Origin of the sequence: Streptomyces sp. HD, from assembly GCF_028369295.1 — a bacterium.
Taxonomy (GTDB): Bacteria; Actinomycetota; Actinomycetes; order Streptomycetales; family Streptomycetaceae; genus Streptomyces.
On sequence record NZ_JAQMYP010000053.1, the window covers coordinates 61234 to 73300 of the forward strand.

The following is a 12067-nucleotide window of genomic DNA, read 5'->3' on the forward strand; positions in this document are numbered from 1 at the left end:
CGCACTGCCCGACCCCGTACGCGACCGCTGGCGGGCCGCGATGCGGCTCGCCCTGGACGAGGCCGGACTGGCCGTCCGGGGCGGCGACGTCCCCGTCGGCGCGGTAGTGCTGTCCGCCGACGGTACGACCGTGCTGGGCGCCGGTCACAACGAGCGCGAGGCGACCGGCGATCCGACCGCGCACGCCGAGGTCCTGGCGATCCGGCGTGCGGCCACCCAGGTCGGGGAGTGGCGGCTGTCCGGCTGCACGCTCGTCGTCACGCTGGAGCCCTGCACCATGTGCGCGGGTGCCCTGGTGCAGTCCCGGGTGGACCGGGTCGTCTACGGCGCGCGGGACGAGAAGGCCGGCGCGGCGGGCTCCCTCTGGGACGTCGTACGCGACCGGCGGCTCAACCACCGGCCCGAGGTGATCGAGGGCGTGCTCGCCGAGGAGTGCGCCCGTCTCCTCACGGACTTCTTCCGGGCCCGTTGACCGGCCCCGACAACTGATTTCAGAGCATGGCCCGGCGTGCTGTAAGGTCTCTCTCGGTAGCGTGTCCGAGCGGCCGAAGGAGCTCGCCTCGAAAGCGAGTGTGGCGCAAGTCACCGAGGGTTCAAATCCCTCCGCTACCGCTGAAGAAGGGCCCCGTCGACAGACGGGGCCCTTCGTGCTGTTGATCTCCGGAGAGGCGCGGAGGTTACACTCACCGCCGGTAACTGGGGGCCCTTTCGGCTCTTTCGGCTCATTCGGCACAGCAGGCACAGGGGAGGCCGCGATGGCGGTGAATTCGAAGAAGGTCGCCGTCTACGTGCTCGCGGTCTTCGTGCTCTACGTGGTCATCACGGACCCGGCCAAGGCCGCCGACTACGTCCAGATAGGCTTCGAGGGCATATCGGACGCCGCCAAGGCCATCGGTGACTTCATGACATGGATCGCCAACGGAGGCGACAGCTAGGGCACAGGGAGCACCCATGATCCGCCACCTCGTCCTCTTCAAGCTCAACGAGGGCGTCGAGCGCGACGACCCGCGGGTCGTGGAGGGCGTCGAGGCCTTCCGCTCCCTGGAGGCAAAGATCCCCGAGATCCGGCACTGGGAGCTCGGCTGGAACTTCAGCGACCGCCCCATCGCCTACGACTTCGCCATCAACTCCGCCTTCGAGGACACGGCCGCCCTGCGGACGTACGCGGAGCACCCCGAGCACCAGGCGGGCGTGACCCTGTGGCGGGAGTTCGCCACCTGGGTGATCGCCGACTACGAATACTGAGCCGCACCACCCCACGATCCACCCGGATCCCCCTGGAGCCCTCCGCCGGAACGGCGGGGGGCTTTCGCGTGTCTTGCGCAGCGATCCATCCCCAACACGGGATTATGCGGTACTTGAACACAATGAACTGTCTTGTGATGCTATGACCGCTTTTGACCGATGAGTTGATGGATCACGAGGTGGAGTTGACCGTGCCGGCCAGTACTGCGCCTCAAGCCCCGAGCCCCCAAGCACCGAGCCCCCAAACTCGCAGCCAGGAGGACATCCCGACGGCCGCACCGCCCCGCAGCCGCGGAGCCGACACCCGCGCGCTCACCCAGGTCCTCTTCGGCGAACTCAAGGAACTCCAACCCGGTACGCCGGAGCACAACCGCGTGCGCGGAGCGCTCATCGAGGCGAATCTCCCGCTCGTGCGCTACGCGGCCGCCCGCTTTCGCTCCCGCAACGAGCCGATGGAGGACGTCATCCAGGTCGGCACCATCGGGCTCATCAACGCCATCGACCGCTTCGACCCGGACCGGGGCGTACAGTTCCCGACATTCGCGATGCCGACCGTCGTCGGCGAGATCAAGCGGTACTTCCGCGACAACGTCCGCACGGTCCACGTACCGCGCCGGCTGCACGAGCTGTGGGTCCAGGTGAACAGCGCGACCGAGGACCTGACCACCACCTTCGGGCGCACCCCCACGACCGCCGAGATCGCCGAGCGGCTGCGCATCACCGAGGACGAGGTGCTGTCCTGCATCGAGGCCGGACGGTCGTACCACGCGACCTCACTGGAGGCCGCCCAGGAGGGCGACGGGCTGCCCGGACTGCTGGACCGGCTCGGCTACGAGGACCCGGCCCTGGACGGCGTGGAGCACCGCGACCTGGTACGGCATCTACTGGTCCAACTCCCCGAACGCGAGCAGAGAATCCTGCTCCTGCGCTACTACAGCAACCTCACCCAGTCGCAAATCAGTGCGGAACTCGGCGTATCCCAGATGCACGTTTCGAGGCTACTCGCGCGTAGCTTCCAGCGGCTGCGCTCGGCGAACCGGATCGACGCGTAACCGGAAACAGGATCGACCGGTAACCGTCGCGAGCGAATCGCTCACCAGGGCGGATCCCGACAGTTCTGGCTCGAAATACCGTCAGACCCCCTTTATCCAGGGCGGATTCAAGTCTTACATGTCGACATGTCACTACAGCGTGTTGCCGACATGTGACATTCTTCGGGAAGCGCGTTTGCCGTGGCTTCGGCTCCGGTATTCAGGTGAAGGCTGGCGTTCCTCGATCGGAGCGTTCGCCATACCGTCCCGCGACCCAAAGGGGGTGGCATGTCCGCAGACCAGGGCAGCTCGAAGGTGCTCACGCTCACGAAGAGCGAGTCCGCGCCCGACGCCGCGCTCGACGCCGTTTCGGCTCTGGAGGCCACCGAGGCCCCGGCCCTCCCGGCAGCAGATGTCCCGGCTCTCCCGGCATCAGATATCCCGGCCGTCCCAGCCTCGGCGGACATCGACACCCGCACCCTGTCCCGCTCCCTGTTCCTGCGGCTCGCCGCCCTGGACGAGAACAGCCCCGAGCGCGCCTACGTTCGGGACACCCTGATCGAGCTCAACCTCCCACTCGTGCGCTACGCGGCGGCCCGCTTCCGCTCGCGCAACGAGCCGATGGAGGACATCGTCCAGGTCGGCACCATCGGCCTGATCAAGGCGATCGACCGCTTCGACTGCGAACGGGGCGTGGAGTTCCCGACGTTCGCGATGCCGACGGTGGTCGGCGAGATCAAGCGGTTCTTCCGCGACACCTCGTGGTCGGTGCGCGTCCCGCGCCGGCTCCAGGAGCTGCGTCTGGCCCTCACCAAGGCCAGCGACGAGCTCTCCCAGAAGCTGGACCGCTCCCCGACGGTGACCGAACTGGCCACCGTGCTCGGCGTGTCCGAGGAGGACGTCGTCGACGGCCTCGCGGTCGGCAACGCCTACACGGCCTCCTCGCTGGACTCCCCGGCCCCGGAGGACGACGGCGGCGAGGGCTCCCTGGCCGACCGGCTGGGCTACGAGGACACCGCGCTGGAGGGCGTCGAGTACCGCGAGTCCCTCAAGCCGCTGCTGGCCAAACTGCCGCCCCGCGAGCGGCGGATCATCATGCTGCGCTTCTTCGCCAACATGACCCAGTCGCAGATCGGCGAAGAGGTCGGCATCTCCCAGATGCACGTCTCCCGGCTACTGACCCGAACCCTGGCCCAGCTGCGCGAGGGCCTCATCTCCGACTGACCCCTTCATATTTGACGGAGCGTCAGCCACCATGGCCCGATGCTTCGCTCGACATGGACGACCTCGACACCTGGCCGTCGGTGCGCCCTGCTCGGCGCGTCGGCGGCCGTCGTCTGCCTGGGCGGGATGCTGACCGCGTGCGGAGGCGGAGCCGGGGGCGACGGCTACGTCGCGACCGGGGCGGCGGGCGGACCACCGAGGGTGTCCGATGCGGCGGTTGCGCCGACCGGCGAGGTGACGCTGGTGCCGCTCGACGAACCGGAGCGCGGCGGCAGCGCGGGGGACAGCGGCGCAGAAAGCGGCGGAGGGTCGGGCAACTCCCCCGCACAGGGCTGGAATCAGGCGCCGGAGCCGCCTTCACCCGAGGGAACGGAACGCAGGGTCCAACCACCGGGCAACTCAGTCGACCCCGCCCCCGACCCCGCGGTCACGCCGGGCCACTCCACGACCTCGCCCGGCGCTTCCCCCACACCCCCCTCGGCGCCGCCCGCATCCCCCTCACCCGCCAAGCTCACGGTGAGCGACCCGGTACGCAAGCCCACGGACAAGCGCTGGTGCGAGAAGGTGACCCTCGACTTCCACAACACCGGCGGCACGGCCATACCCTCGGGCACCGTCGCCTTCGGCACCCACGTCATCGGCGCGCTCGGCATCGACTGGGCGACGATCGAGTCGACGGCGAAGCTCCCGGCGCCGCTCGGGCCCGGGGCACGCAAGGAGAAGACCTGGACGGTGTGCGTCGACGCCTGGCGTGTACCGCTGGGCATGCACATCGAGACGCGGGACGTCACCGTCCGGTGGGAGTAGGGGGCGCACCCGGCCCCGTGGGGGGGGGCAGGGGACGTACGTCCTACTTGAACGCCAGCCAGGCCACCGCCGCGACGATCGCCACGGCGGCGACGACGCCGAGGATCAGGCCGATGCGGGGGCCGCCGCCGGAGGAGGCCTGTCGGCGGCCGCCCTGCGGGCCCTCGTCGACGAACGCGCGGAACATCTGGGTGTTGCCGGCGGGGTCGTGGTTGCCCTGGGGGTTCTGGGTGTTAGCCATGGCCTGAGACCCTAGCGAATCCGCACGTCCGGCCCAAGTGGGGGCCGCCGCCCTGCACAGGGGGGCACAGGACCCACTCCACCTGCACATTTACGGTCGCAATACTTGCCTTTGCCAAGTTTTTGCGGCGCGGCCACCCCTATTTATTTGCCTGTAGCAACCAAACTCTCCTATGGTTGCCCTAAGCAACAAATACGGGAGGTGTGATGGCCGAGCAGGCGCAGTACGAGGAGCTGGTCCGCCAGTTCAGCGCCTTCGGCGCCGTGAAGCGGGAGATGGGACGGACGCTGCCGTCCGACTGTCCCGCCGGTTCCGCCGCCGTACTGACGTTGCTGGTCCGCCACGGAGAGATGCGCATGAGCAAGCTCGCCGAGCTGCTCGCCGTGGACATGTCGGTGACCAGCCGCCATGTCGCCCACGTCGCCGAGCGCGGCTGGATCGAGCGCTCCCCCGACCCGGCGGACAAGCGCAGCCGGATTCTGTGCCTCACCCCGGCAGGCGAGGACCGCGTCCGGGAGATGTCCCGGCGGACCACGCAACTGCTCGCCGAGCGGCTGAGCGACTGGACCGACGACGAGGTCGCCCAGCTCACCCGGCTCATGGCCCGGCTGCGGGCCAGCTTCGACGACTGCCGTACACCCGCGATCACCCAGTAAGAGAAGGAACCCCATGGCAACGACCACACCAGCCGGTGTGCGGGCCCACGCCAAGCACTCGGGAGGGCCGTCCGGCGACGGCACTCCCATGACGCACCGGCAGATCATGGAAGCGCTGACCGGGCTGCTGCTCGGCATGTTCGTCGCGATCCTGTCGTCGACGATCGTCTCCAACGCCCTGCCCGACATCATCAAGGACCTCGGCGGCGGCCAGAGCGCCTACACCTGGGTCGTCACCGCGTCGCTGCTGGCGATGACCGCGTCGACGCCGCTGTGGGGCAAGCTCGCCGACCTCTTCTCCAAGAAGCTGCTGATACAGGTGGCGCTGGTCATCTTCGTGGCGGGCTCCGCGGCGGCCGGTCTGTCCCAGAACCCCGCCATGCTCATCACCTTCCGCGCCGTCCAGGGCATCGGCATGGGCGGTCTGTCCTCGCTGGCCCAGATCATCCTGGCCGCGATGATCTCGCCGCGTGAGCGCGGCCGGTACAACGGCTACCTCGGCGCCACCTTCGCCACCGCGATGGTCGGCGGCCCGCTGATCGGCGGCGTCATCACCGACACCGACTGGCTCGGCTGGCGCTGGTGCTTCTACGTCGGCGTGCCCTTCGCCGTGATCGCCCTGATCGTGCTCCAGCGCACCCTGCACCTGCCGGTCGTCCGCCGGAAGGTCAAGGTCGACTGGGCGGGCGCCTTCTTCATCACCGCCGCGGTCTGCCTGCTGCTGATCTGGGTGACCTTCGCCGGTGACAAGTACGACTGGCTGTCCTGGCAGACGGGCGCGATGACGGGCGGCTCGCTGGCGCTGCTGCTGATCTTCGTCTTCGCCGAGACCAAGGCGAGCGAGCCGATCATCCCGCTGCGCCTGTTCCGCAACCGCACCATCACCCTGGCCTCGCTGGCCTCCCTGTTCGTCGGCATCGCGATGTTCGCGGGCACGATCTTCTTCAGCCAGTACTTCCAGTTGGCGCGGAACGAGTCGCCGACCATGTCCGGCGTCCTGACCATCCCGATGATCGTCGGCCTGTTCATCTCGTCCACCGTCTCCGGCCAGGTCATCACCCGCACCGGCCGCTGGAAGGCCTGGCTGCTGGCCGGCGGTGTCCTGGTGACCGCGGGCCTCGGACTCCTCGGCACGATCCGCTACGACACCGAGTACTGGCACGTCGCGATCTTCATGGCCCTGCTGGGCCTCGGCGTCGGCATGATGATGCAGAACCTGGTCCTGGCCACGCAGAACCAGGTGGCCCCGAGCGACCTGGGCGCCGCCAGCTCGGTCGTGAACTTCTTCCGCTCACTCGGCGGCGCCATGGGCGTCTCCGCACTGGGCGCGGTCCTCAGCCACCGCATCACCCACTACGCCGAGGAGGGCCTGACCAAGCTGGGCGTGCAGGGCTCCTCGGGCCACGGCGAGATCCCCGACCTCGACGCACTCCCGGCCCCCGTCCGCACGGTCATCGAGAGCGCGTACGGCCACGGCGTCGCGGACGTCTTCCTCTACGCCGCGCCGATCGCCTTCCTCGCCCTCCTGTTCTCGCTGTTCATCAAGGAGGTCCCGTTGAGGACGAAGGGCGCCCTGGCGCAGGCCGCCGAGGCCGAGACCCCGGCGCAGGCCGAGACCCCGGCGGCCGCGGCGGAGGAGGAGCGGGTGCCGAGCTGGGCCGTCGCCTCCTCCGAGACCGAGACCGGCCCCGAGGGCACCCAGCAGCTCGCCGCCGTGGCCACGGTGGCCCGCCCCGAGGAGAGCGGCAGTGCGTACGGCGGTGTCCCGGTCGGCGGCTTCGTGCGCGGCGCGGAGAGCGCGCCCGTGCCCCAGGCCGCCGTCACGCTGATCTCGCTGGCCGGACGGCAGCTCGGACGGTCGGTCGCGCAGGCCGACGGTTCCTACACGGTGGACGCGCCGGGCGCGGGCTCGTACGTCCTGATCGCCTCCGCCGACGGCTTCCAGCCGCAGGCGTCCACGATCGTGGTGAACGGTGACGGGCCGGTGGCATACGACATCCTGCTCAGCGGCACGAGTGGCCTGAGCGGTGTGGTCCGTACGGCGCAGGACGCGCTGCCGGTCAAGGACGCGATGGTGATCGTGACCGACGTGCGCGGAGACCTGCTGGCCACGGCGGCCACCGGTGAGCACGGCGAGTTCGGCTTCGCCGAGCTGGTGCCGGGTGCCGTGACCGTCGCGGTGAACGCCGCCGGGTTCCGGCCGCGCGCCCTGCCCGTCGAGATCGGCGGCACCGGGGTCACCCGGATCGAGGTCGACCTGGAGGCCGGCGCCCAGGTCCAGGGCGTCGTACGGGCACCGCACGGCCCGCTGGCCGACGCCCGCGTCACCCTGGTCGACGCGGCGGGCAACGTCGTGGGCACCGCCACCACCGGAGCGGACGGCGCGTACGCCTTCACCGACCTGGACGGCGGCGAGTACACGGTCATCGCGACGGGCTACCCGCCGGTGGCGACGGCGCTGACGGTCAACGGCCGCGGCACCGACGACCACGACATCGAACTCGCCCACCCCGGCGAGTAGTCGTGGCCCGGTCGTCAATCTCCCGTCGTCCGCCCGAAGGGCAGGCCGCGCGACGTCTGGTGCGTGCAGCTGCAAGGCGGAGGAGGGCGTCGACGCGATGGGGGTCCCCCCGCGCGAGGTTGTTCGAGCGTGGGGGAGTCGGCAACCGACGACAACGCGGCTGGGGGTCCCCCCTCTGGGGGAGCGCGTGCCAGGCGCCGCGCGGCAGGCGGGAGATTGACGACCGGGCCACGCCCCGGCCCGTGGCGAGCGCGTGCTCTGAGCGGAGGCGCGCCGCGCCACGGGCCGGCCTCTTTATGGCCAATTTGTAAGTATTCGCAGGGAGTTGGACGGGATGGGACTGACCGCGAGGATTCGTACCCGCGATGGTTGGGCCGTGTCGCACGCGGTCGTCACGGTGACGGACATGACCGGCGCGCAGGTGCTGCGGCTGGAGGCGGACGCGGAGGGGGCCGTACGGGACGCGAACCCCCTTGCCCCCGGGGCGTACACCGTCATCGTGACCGCCGTCGGCTACGCGCCCGCCGCCGCGAGCGCGATCGTCACGGCGAGCGGCCGCGCCGAGGTCGGCACGGTGACACTGGCCAGGCAGGGCGGCACGGAACTGCCGCCGCCCGGGCCGTGGACCGTCGACCCGGCGCACTCCACGGTCGCCGCCGTCGCCCAGCACCTGGGCATCACCAGCGTGCACGGCCGATTCACGCACTTCTCCGGCACCATCGAGATCGCACCCGACGACATCACCAAGTCCCGGGTGGAGGCGGTCATCCGGGCCGACTCGATCGACACGGGCAACGGCATGCGGGACGACCATCTGAAGTCTCCGGACTTCCTGGACGTGGAGAAGTACCCGGAGATCACCTACCGCTCGACGGGCCTCACGGCGGCGGGTTCGGACCGCTGGACGGTGCACGGCGAACTGGGCATGCACGGTGTCGTACGTCCGGTTGACCTGGACCTGGCCTACCTCGGCACGGGCGCCGACCCGTGGGGCGGGACCCGGGCGGCGTTCCGGGCGACGGCGGAGCTGCATCGGGACGACTTCGCGATGAACTACAACCAGGTGGTGCAGGCAGGGATCGCGGCCATCGGGACGACGTTGAAGGTGGAGCTGGATGTGCAGGCGGTGCAGGGGGAGTCGCTGCCCCTAGGCTGAGGCCATGGCACCGAACATCGCGACCAACACCCGCGTCTCGCTCGACGAGTTGCTGGACTTCGTACGGCCCCGTCATCGCGCGATCCTGCTGACCCGGCGGACGGACGGGGGGCCGCAGGCCTCGCCGTTGACCTGCGGGGTCGACGACTCGGGGCGGATCGTCGTCTCCACCTACCCCGAGCGGGCCAAGACACGGAACGCCAAGCGGGACGAGCGGGTCGGTCTGCTCGTGCTGAGTGACGACTGGAACGGGCCGTGGGTGCAGATCGACGGGACCGCCGAGGTGATCGACTCGCCGGAGTCCGTGGAGCCGCTCGTCGAGTACTACCGGAACATCGCCGGGGAGCATCCGGACTGGGACGAGTACCGGGCGGCGATGCTGAAGCAGGGCAAGTCGATCATCCGGGTCACGCCCCAGAAGTGGGGGCCGGTGGCCACCGGCGGATTCCCGGCGCGGCTCGTCCAGGGGGACTGAGGGCGGCGTGCCTGAAGACATACTCGGAGCACGGCTCGCGGAGTTCTCCCGTGAGCGGCTGGACGGCCGGCCGATCCCCGACGACCTGCACGATCCCGAGTGGGCGGCGGACCCGGAGGAGCTCATCGGTGCCGGGCGCGTACGGCGGGGTCTTGCCTGAGTCTCGACGGGACTCGACGCGGGTTGCCACCGCGTCACCGTCACCCTGACTTCTCGACCATCGCCTCGATGCCCGCCACCAGCAGGTCAAGGGCGAACTCGAAGTCCCGCTCCCACATCTCCTCGACCGTGTCGCCGCCCCTCGCCTCCATGAGTTCCGAGGACTCCTGGACGATCTCGGCGGCTTCCGCGGACTGGGTCACCGTGCTCATGGCGTGCTGGAAGTAGTCGTCCGGGGTCATGCCGAACGCGGTGCTGCGGGCGATGAAGTGGCCCTCGATCGTGCCGAAGCCGTACACGAACTGGAAGACGGCGGAGATGGCGGCGACCAGTCCGTGTGCGGGCAGGCCGGTCCTGCGAATGATGTGCTGGACACAGCGGGAGAAGGCGAGGCTGTTCGGGCCGATGTTGACGTAGGTGCCGATCAGCGGTGACAGCCACGGGTGGCGGACCAGCAGGGCGCGGTACCCACGGGCCAGCGTGCCCAGCTGGTCCCGCCAGTCCGCGTCCTCGTCGGCCTCCACGTCGGGCAGGGTGATTTCCCCGAACGCGGCGTCGAGGGCGAGTTCCAGGAGGTCGTCCTTGGTGTCGACGTACCAGTAGACGGACATCGCGGTCACGTTCAGCTCGGCGGCCAGCCGTCGCATGGAGAACTTGGCCAGCCCGTCGGCGTCCAGCAGCCGGACGGTGGCCGCGGTGATCCGCTCCCGGTCCAGCCCGGAGGGCTGCCCCCCACCACGCCCGCCCCGCCGGGCTTTGCCTTCCAGCCACACGCTGGTACGCGCCGCCTGCTTGGCCGACCTCACCATGGCGCACCTTCCTAGACTCGGTTGACTGATCAAGATGCTAGGCGGCGACGTCCCCCAAGGGGCGCGGGGCTGTGTCCATGTGCGGCTCCGCCGCGTGGGCGCGACCAGCCACAACGAACCCGCAGCCGCACAACAACCCGCGCCGCCCGAGCTCTCACGCGGACTCTGCCCGCTCAGCCCGCCGAAGCAACGCCGCCGCAACGACACCCCCGGCCAGCACAGCAACCGCCCCCACCAACTGGCTGGTCTCCAGGCCGGAGGCAAACGCATCCGTGATCCGCCCCCGCTCCGCCTCCGACCCCGCCTCGGCCAACGCCCCCGGCAGGGACACCGCCGCAACCGGAATCAGCGCGGCGAACCGGGAGTTGAGCACCGCGCCGAGCACCGCGACGCCCAGGCCCTGCCCGAACTCCGCCACCGTGCCGTTGATGCCGGCGCCGACCCCGGCCTTCTCCGGCGGAATCGCGCTCATGATCGCGTGCGCCATCGCGGGGCTGGAGATCGCGGCGCCCACACCGATCAGCACCAGGCCCAGCAGCGTGCCCGGATACCCGTGCTCGGTGAGCGTCGCGATCGACACGAGGCCGACGGCCATCGCCGTCATGCCCAGCCCGATGGAGAAGGGTGTGCCGAGCTTGCCCGCCCACTTCGCCGCCACTCCGGTGAAGTTCAGGGCCACGATCATCAGCGCGAGCGGCGCCGTGCGCAGCCCCGCCTCCAGCGGGCCGTAGCCGAGTACGAACTGCATGTGCTGGGTGAGCAGGAAGAGCGATCCGCCCATCCCGAACGCGATCAGCACCGCGCCCGCGACGGCACCCGTGAACCGGCGATTCGTGAAGAAGTGCATGTCGAGCATGGGGTACGGGATCCGGCTCTCCCAGTACGCGAAGCCGGCCAGCACCACGATCGCGACGGTGGCCGACACCAGCACCCTGCCGGAGGTCCAGCCGTGCTCGGGTCCGGAGATGATCGCGAAGACCAGGGAGGACATGCCGATCGTGGACAGGACGGCGCCGAACAGGTCGGGGCGGTCACCCTGCACCGGGGGCCCGGGGGTTGTCCCCCGGGAAGGCACAGCCTTGGACTCGGGCACCAGGATCACGACCGCCACCAGGGCGAGCGCCGCGACCGGCAGGTTGATCAGGAAGATCGCCCCCCACCAGAAGTGGTCCAGCATGAAGCCGCCGATGAGCGGTCCGGCCGCGAAGCCCAGCGAGTTGACGGCGGCCCAGATGCCGATCGCCTTCGGCTGCTCCTCGGGCGTGAAGATCTGCATCGCCACGGCCAGGGTGGTGGTCATCAGCAGCGCGCCGCCCACACCCATGCCGGCCCGGGCCGCGATCAGCTGGCCGGAGCTCTCGGCCAGTCCGGCGACCAGCGAGCCAACCCCGAACAGCACGAGACCTGTGGCCAGCATCTTCTTGCGGCCGTAGCGGTCGGCTGCGCTGCCCGCGGTCAGCAGCAGACCGGACTGCACCAGCGAGTACGCGTTGATCATCCACTGGATGTCCGAGGTGGCGGCGCCCAGTTCGCTGGTGAGCGAGGGGATCGCCACGTTCAGGATCGTGTTGTCGAGCAGCACGGTGAGCTGCGCGAGACAGATGACACCGAGGATCAGCCAGCGTTGGGGGTGGCCGCCCGGTGACTGGGGCTGCGGCTGGGCCGGGGCCTGTTCCTGGGAGGACGTAGTCATGTTGTACACCGTAGAACACTTCCTATACAGCGTACAACGGAGATACGAAA

At 69.9% G+C, this 12067-nt stretch carries 14 protein-coding genes and 1 tRNA gene; 12 read left to right on the forward strand and 3 right to left on the reverse strand.

Features of this window, described 5'->3' with window-relative positions:
- The first annotated feature begins 40 nt into the window (after positions 1-40).
- The 7 genes from tadA (at position 41) to POF73_RS36995 (ending at position 4307) form a co-directional block, all read left to right on the forward strand.
- Positions 41-472 (forward strand): tRNA adenosine(34) deaminase TadA, encoded by a 432-nt coding sequence (tadA, locus tag POF73_RS36965; RefSeq protein WP_272123638.1) that lies wholly within the window; start codon positions 41-43, stop codon positions 470-472.
- A 55-nt stretch (positions 473-527) separates the two neighbouring features.
- Positions 528-612: transfer RNA gene (locus tag POF73_RS36970), tRNA-Ser, on the forward strand.
- Between the two features lie 143 nt (positions 613-755).
- Positions 756-935 (forward strand): hypothetical protein, encoded by a 180-nt coding sequence (locus POF73_RS36975; RefSeq protein WP_272123623.1) that lies wholly within the window; start codon positions 756-758, stop codon positions 933-935.
- Positions 936-951: 16 nt separating this feature from the next.
- Positions 952-1245 (forward strand): Dabb family protein, encoded by a 294-nt coding sequence (locus POF73_RS36980; RefSeq protein ID WP_272123624.1) that lies wholly within the window; start codon positions 952-954, stop codon positions 1243-1245.
- Between the two features lie 167 nt (positions 1246-1412).
- A complete protein-coding gene (locus tag POF73_RS36985; protein ID WP_272123625.1) occupies positions 1413-2297 on the forward strand; it encodes an RNA polymerase sigma factor SigF in 885 nt (294 codons plus the stop codon).
- Positions 2298-2564: 267 nt separating this feature from the next.
- Complete coding sequence (locus tag POF73_RS36990) at positions 2565-3500, forward strand: RNA polymerase sigma factor SigF (protein WP_272123626.1); 936 nt, start codon at positions 2565-2567, stop codon at positions 3498-3500.
- A gap of 39 nt (positions 3501-3539) precedes the next feature.
- A complete protein-coding gene (locus tag POF73_RS36995) occupies positions 3540-4307 on the forward strand; it encodes a hypothetical protein (protein WP_272123627.1) in 768 nt (255 codons plus the stop codon).
- A gap of 43 nt (positions 4308-4350) precedes the next feature.
- Here the strand turns inward: POF73_RS36995 and POF73_RS37000 are convergent, their stop codons facing one another.
- Positions 4351-4548, reverse strand: a complete 198-nt coding sequence (locus tag POF73_RS37000; protein WP_272123628.1) for a hypothetical protein — start codon at positions 4546-4548, stop codon at positions 4351-4353.
- Between the two features lie 206 nt (positions 4549-4754).
- On the opposite strand from POF73_RS37000, the gene POF73_RS37005 reads away from it, so the two are divergent.
- The 5 genes from POF73_RS37005 to POF73_RS37025 all read left to right on the forward strand — a co-directional run bounded on the left by POF73_RS37005 (position 4755) and on the right by POF73_RS37025 (position 9516).
- Entirely contained in the window at positions 4755-5204 is a 450-nt protein-coding gene (locus tag POF73_RS37005) for a MarR family winged helix-turn-helix transcriptional regulator (RefSeq protein WP_272123629.1), read from the forward strand.
- 13 nt (positions 5205-5217) lie between these two features.
- Positions 5218-7725 carry an MFS transporter gene (locus POF73_RS37010; RefSeq protein ID WP_272123630.1) on the forward strand — a complete coding sequence of 836 codons (2508 nt, stop codon included), beginning with the start codon at positions 5218-5220 and terminating at the stop codon, positions 7723-7725.
- A 334-nt stretch (positions 7726-8059) separates the two neighbouring features.
- Positions 8060-8881, forward strand: coding sequence for a YceI family protein (locus POF73_RS37015; protein ID WP_272123631.1), 822 nt, complete (start codon positions 8060-8062; stop codon positions 8879-8881).
- Between the two features lie 4 nt (positions 8882-8885).
- A complete protein-coding gene (locus POF73_RS37020) occupies positions 8886-9356 on the forward strand; it encodes a PPOX class F420-dependent oxidoreductase (protein WP_272123632.1) in 471 nt (156 codons plus the stop codon).
- Positions 9357-9363: 7 nt separating this feature from the next.
- The gene (locus tag POF73_RS37025) at positions 9364-9516 is read left to right on the forward strand and encodes a hypothetical protein (protein ID WP_272123633.1); all 153 of its coding nucleotides are present in this window, start codon (positions 9364-9366) and stop codon (positions 9514-9516) included.
- Positions 9517-9556: 40 nt separating this feature from the next.
- Here the strand turns inward: POF73_RS37025 and POF73_RS37030 are convergent, their stop codons facing one another.
- Positions 9557-10324, reverse strand: coding sequence for a TetR/AcrR family transcriptional regulator (locus POF73_RS37030; RefSeq protein ID WP_272123634.1), 768 nt, complete (start codon positions 10322-10324; stop codon positions 9557-9559).
- Between the two features lie 154 nt (positions 10325-10478).
- Entirely contained in the window at positions 10479-12017 is a 1539-nt protein-coding gene (locus POF73_RS37035) for an MFS transporter (RefSeq protein WP_272123635.1), read from the reverse strand.
- Between the last annotated feature and the right edge of the window lie 50 nt (positions 12018-12067).

Bases quoted from the DNA above. Each gene is read 5' to 3' on its own strand.
- POF73_RS37020 (WP_272123632.1), top strand. From the start codon at position 8,886: ATGGCACCGAACATCGCGACCAACACCCGCGTCTCGCTCGACGAGTTG.
- POF73_RS36995 (WP_272123627.1), top strand. From the start codon at position 3,540: ATGCTTCGCTCGACATGGACGACCTCGACACCTGGCCGTCGGTGCGCC.
- POF73_RS36980 (WP_272123624.1), top strand. From the start codon at position 952: ATGATCCGCCACCTCGTCCTCTTCAAGCTCAACGAGGGCGTCGAGCGC.
- POF73_RS37030 (WP_272123634.1), bottom strand. From the start codon at position 10,324: ATGGTGAGGTCGGCCAAGCAGGCGGCGCGTACCAGCGTGTGGCTGGAA.
- POF73_RS37035 (WP_272123635.1), bottom strand. From the start codon at position 12,017: ATGACTACGTCCTCCCAGGAACAGGCCCCGGCCCAGCCGCAGCCCCAG.
- POF73_RS36990 (WP_272123626.1), top strand. From the start codon at position 2,565: ATGTCCGCAGACCAGGGCAGCTCGAAGGTGCTCACGCTCACGAAGAGC.
- POF73_RS36985 (WP_272123625.1), top strand. From the start codon at position 1,413: ATGGATCACGAGGTGGAGTTGACCGTGCCGGCCAGTACTGCGCCTCAA.
- POF73_RS37005 (WP_272123629.1), top strand. From the start codon at position 4,755: ATGGCCGAGCAGGCGCAGTACGAGGAGCTGGTCCGCCAGTTCAGCGCC.
- POF73_RS36975 (WP_272123623.1), top strand. From the start codon at position 756: ATGGCGGTGAATTCGAAGAAGGTCGCCGTCTACGTGCTCGCGGTCTTC.
- POF73_RS37015 (WP_272123631.1), top strand. From the start codon at position 8,060: ATGGGACTGACCGCGAGGATTCGTACCCGCGATGGTTGGGCCGTGTCG.
- POF73_RS37000 (WP_272123628.1), bottom strand. From the start codon at position 4,548: ATGGCTAACACCCAGAACCCCCAGGGCAACCACGACCCCGCCGGCAAC.
- tadA (WP_272123638.1), top strand. From the start codon at position 41: ATGCGGCTCGCCCTGGACGAGGCCGGACTGGCCGTCCGGGGCGGCGAC.
- POF73_RS37010 (WP_272123630.1), top strand. From the start codon at position 5,218: ATGGCAACGACCACACCAGCCGGTGTGCGGGCCCACGCCAAGCACTCG.